The following is a 19,502-nucleotide window of genomic DNA, read 5'->3' as shown; positions in this document are numbered from 1 at the left end:
TGTCCACAGGTGGGACATGGTCGGCGGGTGCGGGTAGCCTTCACGGCAGCCCCTCCTTGTTGCGTCAAGTGAGTGGGTTAGGCCCCGCCTGGTGTTGGTAGCACCTGTCGGGGTCGCTTCATCTTATCGCGGAACCCCGCCGCCTGGTCTTACTATCACCTGATGAAGGACATTCAGCTCGACTCAGACGGCAATTTCCGCTGCTGGAACTGTGGCGGGAAAAACTTCTCCGAGAAACGCACGCGTCGATCTAAGGTGATCGGCGTCGGCGCTGGCGTTGCCCTGACACCGCTTGCGGCCGCCGGAATCCTGGCCGCAAAGAAGCGCCTCTACTGTCAGGGGTGCGGCGAGTACAACAAGATGGGCGACGCTCAGCCGTATACGCCGGCACCGGACAGCCCGACTGCAACCAGCAACCAGTCGCCCAGTGCTGCACTAGAAGCAGTGGGTGTTGCCATCATCGCCCTGGTCGTGTTCGTGTTGACGTTCTTGACGATCGCCTATCAGGCGTGGTGGTGGCTGGTCGTACTCGCACCAGCGTGCATGCTAGTTCTGGTCGGACTTGCTGGTTTTGCGGTCGAACTCCTGGCCCCCGCCGGGAAGTCTCTGCGCCGAACATCCAAGCGGCCAGGCCGTAACTCGGTTCCAGTGAGGACCGACGCTGCAGGTCCGGCGTTCACTGCAAAGAAGCCCCGCCGATCGTTCTAACGCGCCATCTCGGCGCGCACCTCGGCCGCCGCGGCGCGCGCCCTGTCATCGCTATCCGACCGGTCCGGCTCTGTCGTTTGATCAAATGAATCCCGCTGCGGCCCGTACGTAGCCGGAAGAAACACCGGCGGAACATCCTCTGGGCGCTCGTACCGCGGCGACACCGTGACGTACCGCTGCCACGACACAATCGTCGCGATCTCGGACAGAAGGAACACCGCCGGGTCAGAGAAACGCCAATCCGGATTCATCGCCCGATGCAGTTGCATCGACGGATCAGAACTGGCACGGCTGACGATCGCCCGCAGGTCCGGCCACGACAACCACGGCTTCCCGAGATCCCGCAGCCGTAGCCCGCGGTCGATCAGGTCGTATTCGACGGCCTCCCCATGCTCTTTCAGGAGCTGGTGGAGGCTTCGGATTCCCCCACTGTGATGTCCGGCGAGGTGAGTTGTTCCTTGATCCACTCGATGGTGCGTTCGGGGATCTTCTTCGAGGTCACCAGCGTCTTGTATTCAGCAGCCGAGACGTACGGTTTGATCCACCGCAGGGTGACCTCACGGACCTGCACCGCATCGGCCTTCGCCTTGGCCTCGTCCGGGAAGGGTGCGCGCTCCCTCGGGAGTGGTGCGCGCTGATCCTCGGGGAGATCGTCGTTGGCCTCATGCCACGCAGACACCATCTCCGGAGTCACTTCCTCCGGCAGGTCGTCGTTCGCGATGTGCCAGTCGGTGACTTCCTTCTCCGCGTCCAGGATGGGCTGCAGCCACTCCTGGTACTTCTCCACCTCGTCGGGCGTCAGCCATGACAGCTTGGGTGCCTCGATGAGGATGGGGTCGCGGCCGGGGATCGGGACGGCAATCTTGACCAGGTGGTCGGTGGATGTGGGGGCGACAGCGTAGCCCTCGGGTACAGGCATGTGACCAGGAACCTTTCGTGATGGGTGGTGGCGCGATCAGGAGCCTGCCCCGGCCTGGCGAAAAGGCGCGGCTCCTGGTCAAGGGAAAAGGACAACCTTTTCCGCCAGGCCGAGTTCGAAACATCGGGGTGTTGAGACACCCCGCCGGGCGAGTTTCTTGTGTCAGGACACGACGACCGCGGGGCTGCTGCCGCCGGTGAGTCCTGCACCCGATCCGGTCAGCGCACCGCCGAGGGCGAGTGTGACCGAGTAGGGGCCGCCGGCCGAACCGGTGACGGTCGCGTTGCCTGCGCCGACGGTCGAGAGTGCGACGAGCGCGGCCTGGACCGCCGATGCGGCGGCGTTGTTCGCCAGACCGGTGGTGGTCTGTCCACCCACGGTCAGCGTGAAGGTGCCGCCGGTCGGCGAGCCGGTGATAGCCACGGTGTAGTTGGCCGGGACGGTAGGTTTGCCGTCGTCGCCGTACTCTTCGACGAAGTTGCCGTCGGAGTTGCGGAACGCCTTGATCGTCAGCTCGAGGTAGGTGGCGTCGTTGTGAACGTCCTTGATCTCTGCGAGTTCGGTGACACGGCCGACCTCGATGGCGTAGCGCTTACGTTTCGCTCCGGACTTCACCTGGAACACGTGCGTCGACAGCGGGAGCTGGTCGGCACTGTGCTCGACGTGATACCGCTTGCCGTGGGAGCCGTCGGCCGCGATCTCGGTGACCTTCGCGTCGCCGAACGCGGTCTTCTTCGCGTCGATCAGATCGACGTCGAGGAGCTTGATTTTGAAGGTGCCGTTGTACTCTTCCTGGATGTCGATGTAGTCGGCCCCGTCGAAGTCCTTGATGGTCTTCGATGTGCGGGTGATGCCGACCGACAGGCCATCCTCGGCGCAGGTGCCCTGATCCTTGAATGCCGCGTTGAGCGTGGTGGTGGAATCGGTCGGCTGGGTGGTGCCCAGCGGCGCCCGGTAGTAGACGCCGCCGTTAATCGACTGTGCGACGAACGCGTTTGCAACATTTCCCATGATGGGTTGCCCCTTTCAGGCGTTGTGACCAGGAGCCGCGAAAGGTGCCGTATTCAGTTGGAAAATCAGGTGTTCAGCACGAACAGGGTGCCGGTGAACTGCCACCGCGCGTGGGTGGTCAGATCGGGATCGGGGAAGTCGGCGATGTTGTTCTGCAGCCACCCGGTGACATGCATGCCTGCCCAGGGCCCGCCAGATGCGGCCGCCCGCAATGCGTCCACCGCGGTGTAGACATCCTGCTCGGCTTGCTGACCGTCGGGCGCCTTGGCTGCGGTGGAGGCGAAGCACTCGACAAGCAGAGTGGCCCGATCCAGGGCCCACTCTCGCGGCCCGCCGACTCGCGAGAGTCGGATGAGCCTTGCGGGCAGCGGGTTCGGTGTCTGGTTGGCGATCTTGACGGGCGATGGATACGCGGGGGTGAGGATCGCCTTCGCCGCTGAGATGATCGAACCCATCAGAGCGAGCGCACCAGAGTGTTGTGCTTGGCGTTGTCCACCATGGCGCGGGCATCCCCGGTCGCCACAGTGGTGCGCCAACGGCCTTGCGGTCTCGACGCGCCCTGTCGCGACCCGGTGATGTAGGTGCCCTTACCGCGGGCGTTCAGTTCGTCGCACCTGCGTTGCGCTTCGGCCTCTTCCATCCCGACAACCGCCGGGTCGGAACGGATCTCACGCAGAGCACCGTTATTCCACACGATCCGCATCGGACACCTCCCGAACCTTGCGCCAGTGACCTGGCGCATACGCTGACCACACCCGGCCTGGAGACCGAAATACAACCAGCGCTCCGGACGGCTCGGTCATGAACGACACCTGCGGGCCGTCGAACGTGTCGAGGACGGCGCCATCATCGTTGACTCCGGTGACGATCTCGATCATCCCGACACAGCCTTCAGGTTCACAACGCCTCCTGGATTCCAGCCGAACGGATTGTGTGAGTACATTTCTGGCTGGCCGATCACCTCGTACTCGATCCCGTCGAGCACGATCCGATCCCGCGGAGAACAATCGAATCCTGGCGGTACCAGTAGTTCGACCTCGACCACATCACGATCATGGCCGGCCAACTTCGGCTCCGACGACTGCGGAGCACCCCACCCATAGACCAGCTTGTCCACGGGGTCGGCCCACCCTGATGTCGTGTTGCCCCAGTCGTCTTCGACACCTTCAGACCACACGCGGTGGCCGACGGTGTGTGCCAGCGGGAACTCAGACATCGAGTGCTACCGAGAACGCGCCACGGATCGCACCGCCGGGCCGCAGCCAACGACGTTCCCGCTTCGTCAGGTACATGCCACCGGTCGTCTGAAAAGTGGCGGTGTCCATGTACGGCCCTGCGGTGCGGGACATCTGTGACTTTTCGTCGGCGGGTGATCGGAGTCGCCGCGCGATCATCGACACGATCACGAACACGACGAGGTCGTTGTCGAGTGGGTCGGATGTGTCAGCCAGCCGTGCGTCGATGTCGGGGTATTCGGCTCGGACGACGACCGATGCCGCCCGCAACAGCCACTCCGCTTGGTCTCCGGCGTCAATTCCGGATTCCGTCAGGTCGGGGACTGTTGCGAGCGGCTCGGCCATCAGTTCTCGCCTGCCAACTCGATGGCCGCGAGGATGTCGGCCTTCTTCGTGGCGTCGCCAAGGTCGATGGTGTGCTCAGCGGCGTACGCCTTGAGCTCGTCGACCTTCCACGACTCGTTGGGGTCGCCCTCCGGCACCTCAACTGCGTGCTCGTCGGCGGTGTCGACGTCGGCCAGAACGTGCACTCCGACGGCGACACCGTCCGGGACGGTATCGCCGGCAACCAGTTTGACTGGTGTGCCGTCGACATCGACCCAGACGACGCCTTCGAGGTCGTCGCGAATCTTCGCCATGTCACTCCTCCTGTTCAGAGAATCGTCGCGGCGAGCGACAGGTTCGCGTTGGCGAGGACGGGCAGGCCGATCGCGGCGCCGTGCACCCACACACCGATCGGATCCTGGGTCTTGAACGCGCCGACGACGACCCCCGGCTGGTCCGCCGCGGCGACACCATAGTCGGGTTCCATCGACTCGAGTGTCTGGCCCCACCAGGTGCCGCCGAGGTCGGTACCTTCGGCGTCGTTCGGGTCGACGGGCGCCGGCAGCAGGTACACCTTGTTGTCGGGGATGACTCGCTGGACGGTGCCGGCCACCTTCACCTTGCGGTCGAACACGATCACCGGAGGTAGCCCGAACGACGTCAGCACCTGTTGGACGTACTCGCGGGTCACGATGTTCGGGGTGCCGGCGGTGGTCGCCGCAAGCGCCCGGAACTCCGCACACGTGCACATCGCGTTGAAGGCGCGGGTCGACATCAGCGCCGCCCCGGGCTTTTCGCCGTTGAGGTTCACCATCACGTCCGACCAGGTGCGGAAGTTGGTGAGCGGCGTCGCCGTCGCCGACACCGACCACAGCGTGCCGGCGGTGACCGTCAGCGACGCATCGCGGGAGAAGTCCGACGAAGCGATGAACCCGTTCTCATTGATCGTCGCGATACCGGTGTCGATGACACCGCCGCGAGCGACCTCGATGCGGTCGGAGATCGCCCGGCCGACGGTCGCGGCGACCCGCAGGATCGAGTTGAGTACAAGCTCATCGGAATCGACGTTGCGTGAACGCAGCTGGTCGTACTCCGACACCCGGATCTTGCGACCCAGGGGCGGCAACTCGAGCGTGATGCGCTTGGCGTCAGGCGGCCCGCCGATCGACACCTCGGTGTCGTAGGCCCGGTACTCCGCGGCGTCGAGGAGTCCCGACTGGCCGGCGACGAACCGCGCGACGATGTCCGGGACGGTCCGGTTCGGGAGGAACACCGACAGCGATCCCTTGGATGCTTCGTAGTCGGCCATCGACTGGCGCACATACCCGGTGAGGGTGGCGGGGTCGATGACATCTGTCCACAGTGCCATGGTCGATCTCCTCTCAGACCCAGATGAACTGGCCGGTGGTCGTCGCCGAGGCGGTGACCGTGAACGGGAGCTTGGCCAGCTTGACGCGGCCGTGGTCGAGCAGCGGGGCGACGATGTCGCCGCCGGTGTCGCGCACCGACTGGTCGGTGAACAGGAACCCTGCGAGGATCTCCGTGCCGCCGGAACCGCCCGCGTTGTACGGGACATACTTGCCCGACACGAGCGCCAGCGGCATACCCGACTTGAGCCGGTTGTCCGGGTAGTGGGTGCCCTTGGTGAGCGCCGATCGGTTGATCGTCACGGTGCGGCACGCATCGGTGCCGTGGGACGATCCGAGCCAGGACTGGTCACCTGCCCCGATGGTTTCGGTCCTCAGACTGAGGTCCATGGGTGTCTCCCTTCTGAGACTCGGCAGGTGAACACCTGCACGTTGTTACTGGGTTGTGGTGGACTTCTTCGGATGCATCCGGGAGTACAGATCGGCACCCGCAGACACCGACTTGTCGCCGTCACCGTTGCCGGACGAATTACCCTGCTGCAGATTCGGTTTCGGCGGACGTGGACCTTGCTGCTGGTTGTTCACTCCCCCGAAGTCGGCTAGGAACTTCTCGGCGTCGGCCTTGATCTCGTCCTCGGTAGTGCCCTGCAGCCGCGACACCGCGCCGATCGGGAATCCCTCGACGCCGGCCGCGACTCGAAACTTCAGCAGCTCGACATCGGAGCTTGTGGCTCGCGATTCGGCCTGCTCGGCCCGGGTGGTGACCGCGGTCAGTTGCGAGCGAAGCTGGTCGACTTCCGGCTTGTCCTTGTTCTTGATCTGATCGAGTTCGCCCTTCGCGGTGAGGAGTTCGTCGAGGTTGCCGTACTTCTGGGCGACCTGATTGCGCTCCTGACCGAGCCGGGACTGCACGATCCTGTCGATGTCGGCCTGCGTGAACTTCTTGTCGTCCCCGCCGTCGCCACCGTTTCCGCCAGCTCCTCCGTTGTCGGAGCCGCCGTTTCCGCCGTCGTTGCCCCCGTCGTCGGGAGCTCCTCCCATCACTGGCCAGATCGGTCCTCGGCGTGTGAACCCGATCGCGGACAGTCCCGTCATGGGATGAATCGGCATTTCTGCCATGGTGTTTCCTCCGTAAGCCCGTCGGCATCCGGTCACTTGAGCGCAGACCGTCGCGCCACCCAGATCAGCTCTGGGAAGTCTCGAGCTGCCGCCACGCGGCCAGCAGATTCTTCGTTGATACCGCCCCGAATTCGCCTTTCACGGCGGCGCGGCGTGCGTCCTGGTATTCCTGCTCCCACCGCTCCGCGTAGGGCGCCGGCTGGTACGACCGTCCGCCCGGACGGACCTCGATTGCGACGCAGTGGCAGTTCGATACAATGATGGAATCGGCTGAGTACCAGCCGTTTTCCGTCTGGAGGTTGTACACGTGACCCGAAAAATCGATCCGGCGCTTCTCGACCACGCGGTCGACCTCTACATGACCGGAAAGTCGTGCCATGAGGCGGCGACCGAGGTCGGCATAACCGCCAACCCCCTTCTCGTGGAACTCAAATCCCGCGGGATCAAACCTCGCACCAACCGCATCGAGATCAACACCGAAGAGCTTCGACGACTCTACGTCGATGACCAGATCTCCGAACTCCAGTGCGCCAAACACTTCGGAACAACCCGGACGGTAATTCGGCGACGATTGACCGAGATGGGCATCGAGCCACGAGATCCGAAGGCCGCCGGCATCATCAGAATGTCCAAGACATCCCCCGATGAGCGACAACGACTTACCAAAGCCGCGCATGATGCCGTTCGCGGAACCGCCCGAACCTGGGATCAGCGCTGCAAGCTCGCCCTCGATCGCCAGCTCCGGCCATGGAGTGCGCCCCAGGGGTCCGGCGAAGAGACGCTGCTCAATCTCCTCCGCGATCGCGCTATCACTCCGCGTGTTCAGGTTGCCGTCGGCCCATACAATCTCGACTTCGCGATCGGAACCGTCGCCGTGGAAGTCCTCGGCGGCACCTGGCATGCCAGCAAACCCATTCACCGCGAGCGCACGCCATACATCCTCAATGAGGGCTGGACGTTGGTGTTCATGTGGGACTGCCGTGGCTCCCGAATTACCCCCGAGGGAGCGGACTACATTGCCTCCCTCGTTGATCAATCCCGCCGGGACCCAGCCCTCATCGGTGAGTACCGGGTGATTCGGGGTAATGGTGAGCTGTTGGCCGGAGGCCGTGTTGAGGACGATAGCTTCGCCCTCGTACAGCCTTCGATACGCGGCCTCGGTACGCGGCCCGGAGACTAGCGTTCCAGCGGGCACGCAGTTGTCGTGGTACTTGTCGCCGATCTTGCGTGTCCCACGGGTTTTCGTGCCGCCGGCGAGGAACTGGCCTTTCCCGGATCCCGATCGGCGGCTACGACCAGCGGCCCGGTCACGTCGATCGGCTGCCGACATCTCGACACCACGACCACCGACACGACTCGCTGACGATTCCGACGCGTACACCGCTCCCCTGGTGGCGAGCATCTTGCAGAACTCGCACGCATTCGCCGATGCGTGCCGCGCCCACCGTGCACCCTGTTCGCGTTCCACGTTGAGTGCTGTGGTGTCGCGGGCGCCGTTGAAAACCGCCCGCTGCAACGTGCCCGCGAGCAGCGCGAGCGCATCGGGTCCGGCCGTCGTGTGCAGCGCCCACTGCGCCGACGACTGCAACGCCTGAGTCGGTGTGAGCGGCGCCTCGACAACCGCGTACTGCGATCCCGGTGCCGACTCGGCATACCAGTCAGCCGAAAGCATGCTCGCCGCAGCAGAGTACGGCGTCACCACCTCTCCGAACCCTTGCACGACGAACGCTGCGAACTCGCCGCTGGGGAGCTGTTCAGCGACCTTCCACAGGCGATGCAAATCCACGTCAGCGACCGTGGACAGCTGGCCGAGGATGAGTTTCCGCTCGTCAGGGCTGACGGCCATCGACAGTATCCGTGCTCTGCGGGCTTGGTTGTGTCGCTGCCTGCGCTGCGGCGGCCAAGTTGCTGACCACCGATCGCACTGTGGCGCTCCGTCGGTCCTGCTCGAGTTGTTTGATGTCGACCTCGCTGAAACCGGCCTCACGGTAGGTGACGTCGGAGTTCGCCGGTAGCACTTTCGCACCAACGAGTTTCACTGTGCGGTCTGCGTCGGCTGCCGGCGTCGGTGTCGATGGGTCCTGCCAGTTCACCGCGATTCGCGCGAACGCATCTTCGTCGATTGACCCGTCGGCAGACTGCATCATCAGCACAAGTCGAGCGACCTCACGCCACGACCGCCCAAACATCCTCTGGCGGAACGCGGCACGCCTCGTCAACCGCGACTCCAGCATGCGGATCGAGTCTCCCGATGGTGGGTTGTCGGTGGTGAAACCCATGTAGGTGTGAGGGATACCCGCAGCCGATGCGATCCGCTGCGCATACCCCTTGATCTGCTCGAGATATGGAGTCGGTGGTGCCGGTGTGAACTGACCAACTTGCGGCATCACATCGTTTTCGTCGTCGTAGGGGATAAAGTTCATCCGCACCATCGACGCTTCCCAGCCTTTACGGACCCGCTCCGACTTCGGCATATCCTGCGTGATACCGAACTGCTCCGGGTCCACACCGAGCCCGTACCGCTGTGGCGCGGTGTAGAACTCGCGGTTGATCTCCATGCCCAACAGTGTGCGAGCCGTGGCATCACAGTAGTAACGAATCGGTGGAGTAATCTCTGACCGACCGCGCTTCTTTGACGTGCGTTCTTGGTTCGCGAACCGCACCACCGGCACACGGCCAAGGTTGTGGACATCGCGATCAACGATCGTGGCGCGGCCGTCGGAGGTGTACTCAAGCACAATGGTCTGGTTCGGCAAGTACAGCGACTCCCCGGTCAGCACACGGCCGTCGTAGGTTTGAGCAAGCGCCGCCCTATCGCGACGTGCCCGCGGGTCCCACAGACCAGTGCACGAATCTGGCGACTCGCCCGTCACTAGCACGTCAGGTTCGCCGTCAGTACCGGTGCCGACAGCAACGAACCCCATGCCAGCAATCAGCGCGTCGAGCGTGACCGCCGATTGCTCGACATCGAGCGCGTTGTCTGTGAAAACCCGGGCGAGCTCGTCACCGATGCCACCGGAGCCAGTGAATAGCCATCCGTCCCAGCCGATTCGTTCGGCAAGCACATTGACGACCGTCTCGCCGAAGTCGACGCGGACACCAATCTCTGCGAGGTTCGGCGGCACCGCGATGTCGAGGTTCTTCGCGACATACAGTCCGTCGTACCGGGCGAACTTCTCCTTGTTGCCGTGGCGGGCCAGCCCAAGCTGGTTCCGCAGTTGACCCAGCAGGCTCCGCTCTTCGTCGGAGAGCTCCAGTGTCGGCAATGCCAGTGCAATCGTCACGCCAACACCGCCTTCCGCTTTGTCTTCGTCGTCGCCCCAGCGTTCCGGACTCCTGCCGCACCAGCGAGAGAGAGCGCCATAGCCATTGCTGGCGCATTGTGGGTAGAGGTCTTCAGGTCGAAGGTCCACGCCGCCCCGTCGCGGCCGAACTTCTTGCGTGATCCGGCCAACGAATCAGCAAGCTGCTTCTGGTCGGCGTGTGTTAACCATCCGGCGTCCGTCCCGGCAACGATGAGTTCGCAGCCACGGCCGACATCAACGGAAGACGCCGCCTTGGCGTTGCGGCGCTTCGCCTGCAGCATCGGCAGGAGCGGCGCAGCTGCACCGTAATTCGGCACCAGGACCGGCATCCGCCGTCGAGATCGCGGCACAATCCACTCGGCGACCAGATCGAGTCGGGCGTGAGCGAAGACTTCCTCGACGAACCGATCCTCGTCGTCGGCCCAGCAAGCAATCACCGAGAACTGACCGTCATGCGCCGCGACACCGAACGAATCCGGCGCAGTACCGTCGGAGGGACCGGGGTCGGCGAGCTCACGCCAACGCTGAGCGGAGACGACCGCGACACCATCAGCCGGCCAGATACCCATCGCTTCGCGGCGCCACGACTCGGCGTCCGGGATGTTCTCGCGCATCCGCAGCATCGACTCGAGCGGAGTCCTGTGCGGATACGACGGATTGAACGTGTGGTACATCGACTGGTCGTCGGGGTCAGTGCTCGGGTCCGCCGAAATCTCGCAGTACACCTGATCGGCCGTCTTGCCCGCGAGCGCCTTCGCCCGCTTCGTGGTGAACGCCTCGCCGTCATCACCCGGCCGCGGCGGCGTCCCGAGAAAGAACACGAGGCCGCCGTGCTGATGCTTCGCGGCGTTCGTCGCCGGCACCATATCCTCGAGCGCCTTCAGCCCAAGGATCTGCGCCTCATCGAAGATCTCCCAGTCGATCGCATCCATACCGCGACCGAAACCCTGTTCGCGAGCGCCGAACATGATGATCGACCCGTTCGCGAACCGGATCTCCTGCTCGCCGTTGGCCGTCCGAATACCGTTGTAGGCGATATGCGGCGCAACCCGCCTGCGGCGCACCATCGCCTGCATCGACCGGAACGTATTCGTCGTCGTCCGATTGTGATGCGACGTCCAGATCGCCCGCAACCCAGGGAACTCGAGGCACGCGCCGATCACCAGATTGCCAACCGTGTACGTCTTGCCGACCTGACGCGGCCACGGCGCGACCACGCCGCCAATCGTCGCCGCATACTTACCGTCAGCTCGACAGCCGAGCGCGACCTGACCGAAACCCTGCTGCCAGAGATCGAACGACACCCCGACGTCCGTCAGGCGCCGATACACCCGCGGGAACGCCGACGTGACGATCCCCTCGGGGATGATCAGATGCCGCGCAACCTCAGAGAGCCGAGGCGTCGAAACGGTCGTCAACGACATGCACACCCGTCAGAAGCTCATGGTCTGGTGCAACCTCGCGTAGCGCCGCCTCGACCTCGCGGAGTCGCGCCGTCGGATCATCGGCCTCACGGGCGTCGATCGAGTCGATCTCCTTCGCGATGTCAGCCAACCGCTTCGTCAACGACGCCAACTCGCGCGCAGGGCAATCAGGAGAGGTCACCGCGACCGCCACGCGATCACGCATCGCCACCAGTAACTCGCGGTGAGTGCCGGCCTTCGCCGCCTGCGCCACCGACTTCGGCTGCACAGGCTTCGCGGGCGCGGTCTCGCCGGGCTTCACCGTCCGCAAGGAGGTCTTCCGAGCGGCCATGTCGGACTCACCCCCTGAAGTCGTCGTCTGAGTAGTTAGTTCCATCTCCGCGTGCGGAGTTGCACCAATGGTGCGCGAGTCTTAGGTTGCTGTGCTCATCAGTCCCGCCCGCGATTCGAGGAACGATGTGGTCAATCGTCGCGGACCAAGCCCCTTTTGCGGAGGGGTCGACGCGCTCCTGGCAAATGCCACACACCCAGTTGTCGCGCTGGTAGATCGCCAGCCGATCCGGCTTGGCGAGGTATATTCCGCGCTTCGTGCGGTATCGACAGGACTTGCACAACGGACGCTCAGATGTTGTGCCACTCAAGACCTTGCCGCAGTCAGAGCACACCCCTCGAGCTCGTCGATTCTGCCCGGGACGATATTTCTGCGTCGGCGTGACTCCGTCGCGATCGAGAACGTTGGCAACATACGCACGCTGTGTGTCGCGGTTCCACTGTCGACATTCATCGCAACGGCATGCGAGTTCCCGATACCCCTTGCGGGTTCCGTGCTCAATATCGCGGGTAGCCTTCACAGCAGCCCCTCCTTGGTGATGCAAGCGAGTGGGTTAGGCCCCGGGTTGGTGTTGGTAGCACCGACCTGGGGCTGTTCAGTTCATTCATCCTACCCCCGGAGGGTGGGGCGGAAAACCTCGGAGAGAGATACCGCCAATGCCTTGGGGGGCGGGTCCTGCCGGGGGGTGGGGGCACCCTCCCAGGGGGTCACCAGGTGCGTGCGGTTTCGTGCACGCGGATGGCGGCGGCGGGTGCCTCGTCGGGCATTGTGTCGCTCTTCGTGCGGTTGCAGGATCTGTGTGCAGCCTGCTTGTTGTCGATGGTGTCGGGTCCGCCGCGGTCGATGGGCACGATGTGGTCGACGACGTAGGCCATTGGGTTGAGGTGGTCGGTGATGGTGTAGTCGATGTCGTTGCCGCAGATGCCGCAGGGTGGTTGGTCTCGTGCGATTCGCTTGCGGTGGCGGTCGCGGATGGTGGTGTTGCGTCCGGTGCTCATCGGAGTTTGGGGTCGGCCCAGTGTCGTTGGTCGACGTCTCGGAGTGCGGTGGCTTGGATGTGGATCTCGGATCGCAGCTGGTTGGGTGTGTAGTGGAGCAGGGTGCAGATGGCTGGGTCTGGCCATCCGTTGCAGTTGAGGCGCCACACGGCTGATGGTTCGATGCCTTCGGCGCTCGTGCTGTCGTAGTCGGCCCAGAGGTCGCCGGTGTTCTCACGCGGCGTGGTCATCGTCAGCATTCGTCGAGGTCGACGGCGAACCAGTCATCGGGGTCTTGGGTGTGGCGTTTGATCCAGTGCCGCGCTGGGCGAAGTAGGTAGACCAGGCCGTAGACATCCACGCGGGGCGGAACAACGCGAAGAAAATGCGCCGCGGTCGCGAGGATAAACCACCAGGCGAGGATCGGGTGGCGTTCCCTGAACCGGTCGAACCCTTTCGACAGGAGCTGGTCGCTGGGCCAGAGTGCGTCGATGATGGCGGCGGTTCCGAGGAACCAGACCCATCCGACCTTGGCTGTCATCCAGCGTTCCATCGCGTCCTCGCATTCGGTGCTGAGGCATAAAAAAGACCCAGCCCTTGCGAGAGGACTGGGTGAGTAGTTCGGGGATGGTTTTGGAGACACGTCACCCGTGGGGTTGACGATACCAGCGTTTTCTGTGTTGTCGCCGACTGTGCAGGTCTGGCGTGTCATTCGAGGACGCCTTCGGGGAGTGCGTAGCCGAGGACGTTGGCGAGGTGGCGGAAGTATTCGGGCGCCCAGATGGTGTGGCAGTGCTGGCATTCGCAGCCGTGGGTGCCGATTTGGAGTGCGGGTTGGCGGATGGTGTCGCCTGCTGAGTCTTTGCGGTAGACGACGCTGGTGGAGCAGTTTGGGCATGGGTTGGGTAGGGCTTTGCGGGGGGTGGGGTTGAGGAGTTCTTGGATGGCGTGGGTCCAGCGCCAGAGTTGTGCTGTGAGGGTTTCGATGGTGGTGACGTCTTGGGGTCGCCAGGTGCGGTCGGCGATGCGGTGGAGTCGGGTGGTGGTGTCGCCTGGTCCGTTGTCGATGGTGGCGATGCCTCGGTCGATGGTGTTGAGGAGGTCGGTGGCGTCGATCCAGAGTGGTGGCATGGATCGGGCGGTGTTGCCGAGTTGTGTGCCTTGGGCGCCGCCGAGCATGGTGTGGAGTTGGGTGTAGAGGCTGTCGTTCCAGTCGATGTGGGTGGTGAGGGCGACGACTTGTTCTTCGTGGCGTTGTTGGGCGTTGTGGAGTTTGTGGGTGCGTTCGTCGTTGATGGTTTGGGTGATGGTGCCGTTGGGGTCGGCGTTGATGCGGTTGAGGCGTTCGATGGCGGTGTCTGCGTGGTTGTTGATTCTGTCGATGTTGGCGGCGTGTTGGTGGTCGAGTTCTTCGCGGATGTCGGGGTTGGGGTCGCGGTTGATGGTGGTGCGGGTTCGGCCGGCGAGTGCGTGGATGGCGTCGCCGAGGTGTTTGCGTGCGGTGGGGAGGTCGCCGTCGAGTGGTGTGGGGCTGGTCATCGTCGGGTCTCCGTCTCGTTGTTGATGCGTTGGATGAGTGATTCGCCGCCGACGAACGATGCGTGGCGGCGGACTTCGATGAGGTGTGGTGCGTCTCGTCGGCAGCATTTTCCGTCTGCGGTGATGATGCATTCGGTGATGTGGAGTGTGGGGTCGGGGTGCGGTCCTGTGCCGCGCGGGATGATGCCGCCAGTGGCGTACCGTGGTCGGGGTTTCCGCAGTGCGGGGACGCGGTTCACGATCCTCATGCCAGACTCCAGTCGGTGCGCTGGCCGGCGAATATGTCAGCGTTTGGGTCGCCAATGGCGGTGAGTGTGAGTTGCTCCCAGTCGGGGATTTGCAAGGTGCGGTCGTGGAAGATGCCGTTGCCTCCTGGCCCGTATGCGATGGCCATGGCGGCTTGGGTGTAGTCGCCGTACAGGGTGACGAGCGCGTTGAACCAGCGGTCGATGCCACCCATGATGCGGATGTCGTGGCGCATTCGGGATGGCGGTCGCAGTGTGGGGACGCGGTTGACGATGCGGCGGGTCATGCGACTTCCCCTGCTGCTGCCGTCGTGATCGCGTCCCACCAGTCGCGGCACCACAGGACATCACCCATTGCGGTGTGCCGGTCGTAGAGTGGTCCGGTTTCGGGGTCGACGGTGGGTGCGCCGACGCGGGCGGCGAGATTGTCGGATCGCCATGGCAGCTTGACGGTTTCACCTCGCGCGATCAGGTAGCCGAGCGTCACGGCTTCGAGGTCGATGAGGTGGTAGTGCCACGACGGATCGAGGTTCGCCACACGTAGGAGCCGTGTGAGCATCCCGGCGTCGAATGCGGGGTTCGCGCCGACGAGGTGTGTGCCGTCGAGGATTCGGTGGATGATCTTCGCTGCATCGACCCGGCTGTGCACTTCGTGGTCGGCGCCGAAACGCCTGTCGTGGTCGACCACAAACCGTTCGGGCAGGTCGACCATCAAGTATTGGTCGTGCTCGATGTGCAGGATGGTTCGCTGCTCGGTGCCATCGGGGTCGCGGCGGATGCACGCGAATTCCCATATTTCGTCGTCGGGTGTGAGGCCAGTGGTTTCGGTGTCGATGAACGCGATGGGTGCGGTGGTCACTGGTTGCTCCCGCGTTCGATCTCACGCGGCACGACAGTGCCCTCGATCGTGCTCGACACGGCGATGTCGAATCCGTACCCGTAGTAGAACGGGTTGCCCGGCGACCATTCGACTTCGAGTTCGAGGATGTCCCCCAGGTCGGCGAAGATGTGCCACCTGGTATATCCGTCCGTGGTGGCGACCCCGGTGATGGCATGGTCGACGCGCTCGGGGTGGAGTAGGAACTTCTCGAGTGTGGTGTGGGCGCAGCAGTCGTATGTGTCAGCGAGTGCCACCCGGCGACCATCGTCGAGGGTCAGGACAAACGCTGTTGAGGTGGAGAAGTAGTAGGTGCCCTCGGTGGCGGTGAAGTCGTCGGATCGGATATCACACTTCTCGGCCTTGACGATGCGTCTGCCGACCACATGGGCGGCGAGGTCGGCGACGTTGGCGGGCATTGTGCCGTCGTCTTCGGCCCAGTCGTCGGGGTGGTTTTGAACGCTGTCGGGCGGGTAGTCGGTCACTGGTCCTCCTCGTTGTCATATCGGTCGTCGAGTTCGGATTGAGTGGGGATCATCGGATCGTCCTTAGTTGGTTGGGCCACCAGGTGCCTTTGGGCATTCCCATTCCGGGGAAGCGACGGGCGAGCGTCTTGCGCGATACACCCACTGTGCGTTCGGCTTCGGCGTAGGAGCATCCGTCGTCGAGGAGCCGTTTTGCGCGGGCGAGGAGATGGGGCGCGGGTGGAGGGGTTGCCATCAGTGGAGCTACCCAATCTGGCGGAACAGGCCGTGTAGGTGTCGGAGTCGTGCGACCTCGCTGTCGTCCCATCCGTGGGTGCGGGCTTGCTCGTCCATGGCTGAGTATTCAGGGGAGTCGTCGTCCCAGCCGTGGATGATTCCCCACAGCCAGGCAAGGTCACGTCCATTGCCCCAGTCGCGGCCAGAGAAGGCGAGGACATCCCTCAGTGAGACTATGGCGGGTTGAACTGCGAGGAAGGCGGCTCCGGCGCCGTCTTGCACCGCGATCAGATGCGTCCAGGCTTCGTCGTATGTGAGTGGGTTGATGCCACTGTTCCAACAGCCGTTGAGGTTGCCGACCGAAATGCCGAATGTGCCGGTGGGGTTTTCGGTGATGCGTATGCCGAGGTCACAGCCGACCCGGGCTTCGACGACTCCGGCGTGCCAGCGCAGTTTGTCCAGTGGTGTCCATGCCTGATCGAGTGGAGGTTCAGGCGTGCTCGTGTTGGTGGTGTGGATGATGGTGACGGGCATGGGTTGTGTTTTCACTGCTGCTCCTCGGGTGTCTCGTGTAGTTGATGGGCCATGTGGTCGTGGGCGTCGGTCCAGCCGGCGCTGTAGCCGTTGTTCCAGGCTTGGGTGATGGCGGGGGCGATGAGCCAGTGGAGGATTCGGAACGGGTTCACTCGTCGTCCCCATCGTCGTCGCGCCAGGACTCGTCGATCTCGAAGTCGCCATACACCGAACCGTGCTGTCCCGACTCGTTACTGGCCGTGCAGTCGTGGCCGTGGTAGCTCGCCTTCGGGCAGCGCTTGCACCCACACTGGCGGCACAGAATCATCGCGTAGCTGTTGATCCGCGACCGCCAGCCGTCGGGGTCGATGGCGTCCATTGCGCGTAGCCACTCGTTGGCGCAGAAGTGGCAGCCGCAGAGGTCGAATGGGCCGCCAGGGAGCCGATAGTCAAGTCTCGCTTCGTACGTCGTGCTCATGCTGCGTTTCTCCTGCTCTTGTGTCTCAACGTGATTCGGTAGTGGTCGCACAGGTCGAGTGCGATGTGGTGTCCGAGGTCGGGGTGTCGTGGGCTGGTGGTCATCCACCGGAAGATGCTCGTCGTGATGACGTCAGGCAGGCCTTGCGCAACCCCGGGGTAGTGGCTCACGCTGCACCAACTCGCTTCAGGTGTGCCCGGAATCGTCGTGCCCGAACGGCGGGCCGGCCGTGGGTGTACCAGCCACAGTCACAGCGCGTGACGTCACCGCACACGGTGGGCTGGTGCCGTAGTCGTGCGGTGACACGCGCGAACTGGCGGTACCACCAGAGGATGCCTTCGCGTGTGGCACCTTGCGGTCGGGCGTGCATGGATGTCATCGGGTGGCCTCCGTGATCTGTATTTCGATGCGCGGGTGGTCGCGGTCGAGTTCCACCGCAGTGGTCGAGGATCGAACCCACCGCCAGTTGTCGTCGCGGATCGTCCCCGCCTTCACCATCGCGTCGAGGATTGCTTTCTTCGTGAAATCAAGCGCGTCGCTGTCGCGGCGTTTCAGGTCCGGCGCGTACCAGGTGACGGTGACGGTGATCGGGTGGTCAATGGGGTTCACAGATGCTTTGACGAGAGCAGCGCGGACGAGCATTTCGGTTTCGGCTTTTGCGCGGTGGGCTTTGCGCCAGTGCTGGGATCGGGCCTGGTTGGTGGTGAGTAGTGGTCTCGGGATGGGGAGGGTGATGGTGTAGTTCATGCGGTCTCCTGGTGGGTGCACTTGCGGACCGGTTCGACGCCGTTGACCCATCCGATGTCGTCGCACAGGGGGCAGTCGTTGATCGCTTGTCGGATGGCTTTGCGGTGATCAGCTTCGGTGCGTGTCTGGTCGGCGTCCCAGTTCTCGCGGGCGAGTCGTGCGGTCTTGCACGCACCGCATGGACGGTCGGTGCCTTCGGGGTGATTCGGGCAATTTGGGGGTGGGGGGGCGGCGGATCGCGCGTCGTTACCTTCCGTACTTACGTAACCCCCATGGAGAAGGAGAGAGGAGAAAGGAGAAGGAGCTGGAGTAGGGCCGGGGTTAACCGGGGGGTCAACGTCGACCTGCCCGTAGGGGTTAGGCGTGGGGTTAACAGGAGGGTCAGGCGAGGGGTTAGTCGTGGGGTTAAAGGTGGGGATGGTGGCCGGGTCGACCGCCTTCTGCGCGAGCAGATCCACCAATGCATCCCGCTTCCAGCCGGACATGTCAGGGCACTCCCGGTGTAGCTTCTTCACCTCCCACACGACCGCCCCACGCAATACGCGGGAGGCAAGGTCGGCACGGGCGTTCGCCATCGACACCGACATGTTCGGCTGCTTCCACAGGCCGTCGTGCTTGATCCACGACCTGAGTAGGAACTCTTCGGTGTCTGTGTCGATGAGCAGAAACAGCCGGCTGGACAGTTCAGCGGCGGCCCTCTCGATCGCAGCGAGACCCCAGCCATTCGCGCGCTGAGCGATCCTCGCTGGCTTCCACTCTCCCGCACCGCAGTACGACAATCCTGGGGACGACCAGAGAACGAGGTACAGATGCTGAGCTGGCGGCGTGAGGTCGAGCCAGTCGTCGTCGCCCCAGATCGTGAGGTTGACCCTGGCGTGATCTTTCCCGGTTGCGGCCACTACGCCTCTGCCTCCCACCTGGAGACGATCCGCTGTGCGTGTTCCTGGGATTGGCGAATGCGTGTCCAACAGCATCCGCAGAAGTACTTCCATTTGTTCACCACGGTGCGCCCTCCTGTTGTGCTCGCGCTGGTATGTGTCGTCGGATGGTGCCGTCGCGCCGGACTTGTTGGATGGACCCGCACTCGACGCAGATGCCGGTGGGGCCGCGTTTGGGTCCGGGATCAGACGGTCGTTCGGGTGGGTGTCCGCTGCCGGCGCATGGTGGACAGTTGTTACGTTTGATCCAGGCGCGATCGGATTCAACCTTGCGGTGTGCGGCCATACATGGTTCGCAGGCGGGTTCTTTGCGGTGTCGGTGTGCTTGGTAGCCGCGTTCTTTGCCGCAGTGTTCGCCGATGCCGAGCGCGCCGTTGGGTGGTTTGGGCTGCCGGTGGCGGATGATTCGGACGCCCATGGCTTCGAGGTCGGCGATGACTTGGCGTGTGGTGCATCCGAGTTCGGTGGCGATGTGGCGTGCGGGGATTCCTGCGGCTGCCATCTGTCCGACGCGGATTTCCCGTTTCGCGTGTTCGTCGCTGTGGGTGCCGGTTTCGCGCGGCTGCCGTGTTGGTCGGGTGCGGTCGCGGCGTTGCTGTTGGTATTCGCGGTTGGCGGCGAAGCATGGCTCGCATGGTGTTTCGCTGTGTCGGAGGTGGCGGTTGTATGCGCTCACTGTGCCGCAGGGTGCAAGTGCAAGTTTGCTGCCCATCACTTCTCCTTCATCTGGCAGTCGATGCACTG

32 protein-coding genes are annotated in these 19,502 nt (G+C 63.8%); 1 reads left to right on the top strand and 31 read right to left on the bottom strand.

Annotated elements, in window-relative coordinates:
* Positions 1–162: 162 nt before the first annotated feature.
* Complete coding sequence (locus MKW15_RS21280; RefSeq protein WP_240861837.1) at positions 163–708, top strand: hypothetical protein; 546 nt, start codon at positions 163–165, stop codon at positions 706–708.
* Here the strand turns inward: MKW15_RS21280 and MKW15_RS21275 are convergent.
* The 31 genes from MKW15_RS21275 to MKW15_RS21125 all read right to left on the bottom strand — a co-directional run bounded on the left by MKW15_RS21275 (position 705) and on the right by MKW15_RS21125 (position 19,470).
* The gene (locus tag MKW15_RS21275; protein WP_240861836.1) at positions 705–977 is read right to left on the bottom strand and encodes a hypothetical protein; all 273 of its coding nucleotides are present in this window, start codon (positions 975–977) and stop codon (positions 705–707) included. The genes MKW15_RS21280 and MKW15_RS21275 overlap by 4 nt on opposite strands.
* Positions 978–1,105: 128 nt before the next feature.
* A complete protein-coding gene (locus MKW15_RS21270; RefSeq protein WP_240861834.1) occupies positions 1,106–1,627 on the bottom strand; it encodes a hypothetical protein in 522 nt (173 codons plus the stop codon).
* A gap of 162 nt (positions 1,628–1,789) precedes the next feature.
* Positions 1,790–2,638 (bottom strand): hypothetical protein, encoded by an 849-nt coding sequence (locus MKW15_RS21265; RefSeq protein ID WP_240861832.1) that lies wholly within the window; start codon positions 2,636–2,638, stop codon positions 1,790–1,792.
* A gap of 65 nt (positions 2,639–2,703) precedes the next feature.
* Complete coding sequence (locus MKW15_RS21260; protein ID WP_240861830.1) at positions 2,704–3,093, bottom strand: hypothetical protein; 390 nt, start codon at positions 3,091–3,093, stop codon at positions 2,704–2,706.
* Positions 3,093–3,341 carry a hypothetical protein gene (locus MKW15_RS21255; RefSeq protein WP_240861828.1) on the bottom strand — a complete coding sequence of 83 codons (249 nt, stop codon included), beginning with the start codon at positions 3,339–3,341 and terminating at the stop codon, positions 3,093–3,095. The genes MKW15_RS21260 and MKW15_RS21255 overlap by 1 nt, the downstream gene beginning before the upstream one ends.
* Entirely contained in the window at positions 3,322–3,516 is a 195-nt protein-coding gene (locus MKW15_RS21250) for a hypothetical protein (RefSeq protein ID WP_240861827.1), read from the bottom strand. Before MKW15_RS21250 ends, MKW15_RS21255 begins: the two co-directional genes overlap by 20 nt.
* Complete coding sequence (locus MKW15_RS21245; RefSeq protein WP_240861825.1) at positions 3,513–3,854, bottom strand: hypothetical protein; 342 nt, start codon at positions 3,852–3,854, stop codon at positions 3,513–3,515. Before MKW15_RS21245 ends, MKW15_RS21250 begins: the two co-directional genes overlap by 4 nt.
* Positions 3,847–4,218: a hypothetical protein gene (locus MKW15_RS21240; RefSeq protein ID WP_240861823.1), complete on the bottom strand. Its 372-nt coding sequence runs from the start codon at positions 4,216–4,218 to the stop codon at positions 3,847–3,849. Before MKW15_RS21240 ends, MKW15_RS21245 begins: the two co-directional genes overlap by 8 nt.
* On the bottom strand, positions 4,218–4,511 hold the full coding sequence (locus MKW15_RS21235) for a hypothetical protein (protein WP_240861822.1): 294 nt from the start codon (positions 4,509–4,511) through the stop codon (positions 4,218–4,220). The genes MKW15_RS21240 and MKW15_RS21235 overlap by 1 nt, the downstream gene beginning before the upstream one ends.
* A 14-nt stretch (positions 4,512–4,525) precedes the next feature.
* Positions 4,526–5,566: a major capsid protein gene (locus tag MKW15_RS21230; RefSeq protein ID WP_240861820.1), complete on the bottom strand. Its 1,041-nt coding sequence runs from the start codon at positions 5,564–5,566 to the stop codon at positions 4,526–4,528.
* Between the two features lie 13 nt (positions 5,567–5,579).
* Positions 5,580–5,954: a potassium transporter gene (locus MKW15_RS21225; protein ID WP_240861818.1), complete on the bottom strand. Its 375-nt coding sequence runs from the start codon at positions 5,952–5,954 to the stop codon at positions 5,580–5,582.
* Positions 5,955–5,999: 45 nt separating this feature from the next.
* Positions 6,000–6,683 carry a hypothetical protein gene (locus MKW15_RS21220; RefSeq protein WP_240861816.1) on the bottom strand — a complete coding sequence of 228 codons (684 nt, stop codon included), beginning with the start codon at positions 6,681–6,683 and terminating at the stop codon, positions 6,000–6,002.
* 64 nt (positions 6,684–6,747) lie between these two features.
* Positions 6,748–8,529 carry a Hint domain-containing protein gene (locus tag MKW15_RS21215; protein ID WP_240861814.1) on the bottom strand — a complete coding sequence of 594 codons (1,782 nt, stop codon included), beginning with the start codon at positions 8,527–8,529 and terminating at the stop codon, positions 6,748–6,750.
* Positions 8,513–9,967 carry a phage portal protein gene (locus MKW15_RS21210; protein WP_374247782.1) on the bottom strand — a complete coding sequence of 485 codons (1,455 nt, stop codon included), beginning with the start codon at positions 9,965–9,967 and terminating at the stop codon, positions 8,513–8,515. The genes MKW15_RS21215 and MKW15_RS21210 overlap by 17 nt, the downstream gene beginning before the upstream one ends.
* Positions 9,964–11,412, bottom strand: a complete 1,449-nt coding sequence (locus tag MKW15_RS21205) for a terminase (RefSeq protein ID WP_240861812.1) — start codon at positions 11,410–11,412, stop codon at positions 9,964–9,966. The genes MKW15_RS21210 and MKW15_RS21205 overlap by 4 nt, the downstream gene beginning before the upstream one ends.
* Positions 11,375–11,743: a hypothetical protein gene (locus MKW15_RS21200; RefSeq protein WP_240861810.1), complete on the bottom strand. Its 369-nt coding sequence runs from the start codon at positions 11,741–11,743 to the stop codon at positions 11,375–11,377. The genes MKW15_RS21205 and MKW15_RS21200 overlap by 38 nt, the downstream gene beginning before the upstream one ends.
* Before the next feature lie 7 nt (positions 11,744–11,750).
* The gene (locus tag MKW15_RS21195; RefSeq protein WP_240861871.1) at positions 11,751–11,939 is read right to left on the bottom strand and encodes an HNH endonuclease; all 189 of its coding nucleotides are present in this window, start codon (positions 11,937–11,939) and stop codon (positions 11,751–11,753) included.
* A gap of 511 nt (positions 11,940–12,450) precedes the next feature.
* Positions 12,451–12,741 carry an HNH endonuclease gene (locus tag MKW15_RS21190; protein WP_240861807.1) on the bottom strand — a complete coding sequence of 97 codons (291 nt, stop codon included), beginning with the start codon at positions 12,739–12,741 and terminating at the stop codon, positions 12,451–12,453.
* Complete coding sequence (locus MKW15_RS21185; RefSeq protein WP_240861806.1) at positions 12,738–12,971, bottom strand: hypothetical protein; 234 nt, start codon at positions 12,969–12,971, stop codon at positions 12,738–12,740. Before MKW15_RS21185 ends, MKW15_RS21190 begins: the two co-directional genes overlap by 4 nt.
* Before the next feature lie 2 nt (positions 12,972–12,973).
* Entirely contained in the window at positions 12,974–13,432 is a 459-nt protein-coding gene (locus tag MKW15_RS21180; RefSeq protein WP_240861804.1) for a DUF7427 family protein, read from the bottom strand.
* The gene (locus MKW15_RS21175; protein ID WP_240861803.1) at positions 13,429–14,259 is read right to left on the bottom strand and encodes a DUF7340 domain-containing protein; all 831 of its coding nucleotides are present in this window, start codon (positions 14,257–14,259) and stop codon (positions 13,429–13,431) included. The genes MKW15_RS21180 and MKW15_RS21175 overlap by 4 nt, the downstream gene beginning before the upstream one ends.
* A complete protein-coding gene (locus MKW15_RS21170) occupies positions 14,256–14,507 on the bottom strand; it encodes a hypothetical protein (protein ID WP_240861801.1) in 252 nt (83 codons plus the stop codon). The genes MKW15_RS21175 and MKW15_RS21170 overlap by 4 nt, the downstream gene beginning before the upstream one ends.
* Positions 14,504–14,791 carry a hypothetical protein gene (locus MKW15_RS21165; protein ID WP_240861798.1) on the bottom strand — a complete coding sequence of 96 codons (288 nt, stop codon included), beginning with the start codon at positions 14,789–14,791 and terminating at the stop codon, positions 14,504–14,506. Before MKW15_RS21165 ends, MKW15_RS21170 begins: the two co-directional genes overlap by 4 nt.
* Complete coding sequence (locus MKW15_RS21160; protein ID WP_240861795.1) at positions 14,788–15,363, bottom strand: 3'-5' exonuclease; 576 nt, start codon at positions 15,361–15,363, stop codon at positions 14,788–14,790. The genes MKW15_RS21165 and MKW15_RS21160 overlap by 4 nt, the downstream gene beginning before the upstream one ends.
* Positions 15,360–15,866 carry a DUF7448 domain-containing protein gene (locus tag MKW15_RS21155; RefSeq protein WP_240861793.1) on the bottom strand — a complete coding sequence of 169 codons (507 nt, stop codon included), beginning with the start codon at positions 15,864–15,866 and terminating at the stop codon, positions 15,360–15,362. Before MKW15_RS21155 ends, MKW15_RS21160 begins: the two co-directional genes overlap by 4 nt.
* 243 nt (positions 15,867–16,109) lie before the next feature.
* The gene (locus tag MKW15_RS21150; protein ID WP_240861791.1) at positions 16,110–16,631 is read right to left on the bottom strand and encodes a hypothetical protein; all 522 of its coding nucleotides are present in this window, start codon (positions 16,629–16,631) and stop codon (positions 16,110–16,112) included.
* Positions 16,628–16,768: a hypothetical protein gene (locus MKW15_RS21145; RefSeq protein WP_240861789.1), complete on the bottom strand. Its 141-nt coding sequence runs from the start codon at positions 16,766–16,768 to the stop codon at positions 16,628–16,630. The genes MKW15_RS21150 and MKW15_RS21145 overlap by 4 nt, the downstream gene beginning before the upstream one ends.
* Complete coding sequence (locus MKW15_RS21140) at positions 16,765–17,073, bottom strand: hypothetical protein (protein ID WP_240861787.1); 309 nt, start codon at positions 17,071–17,073, stop codon at positions 16,765–16,767. The genes MKW15_RS21145 and MKW15_RS21140 overlap by 4 nt, the downstream gene beginning before the upstream one ends.
* Before the next feature lie 375 nt (positions 17,074–17,448).
* On the bottom strand, positions 17,449–17,820 hold the full coding sequence (locus MKW15_RS21135; RefSeq protein WP_240861785.1) for a RusA family crossover junction endodeoxyribonuclease: 372 nt from the start codon (positions 17,818–17,820) through the stop codon (positions 17,449–17,451).
* A complete protein-coding gene (locus MKW15_RS21130) occupies positions 17,817–18,719 on the bottom strand; it encodes a hypothetical protein (protein WP_240861783.1) in 903 nt (300 codons plus the stop codon). The genes MKW15_RS21135 and MKW15_RS21130 overlap by 4 nt, the downstream gene beginning before the upstream one ends.
* A gap of 97 nt (positions 18,720–18,816) precedes the next feature.
* The gene (locus MKW15_RS21125; RefSeq protein WP_240861781.1) at positions 18,817–19,470 is read right to left on the bottom strand and encodes a hypothetical protein; all 654 of its coding nucleotides are present in this window, start codon (positions 19,468–19,470) and stop codon (positions 18,817–18,819) included.
* Positions 19,471–19,502: the final 32 nt, after the last annotated feature.

It is taken from the genome of Gordonia gummivorans, assembly GCF_022513585.1.
GTDB lineage: Bacteria > Actinomycetota > Actinomycetes > Mycobacteriales > Mycobacteriaceae > Gordonia.
The sequence above is the reverse complement of the archived record's forward strand: the minus strand, read 5'-3'. Positions and strand labels throughout refer to the sequence as shown.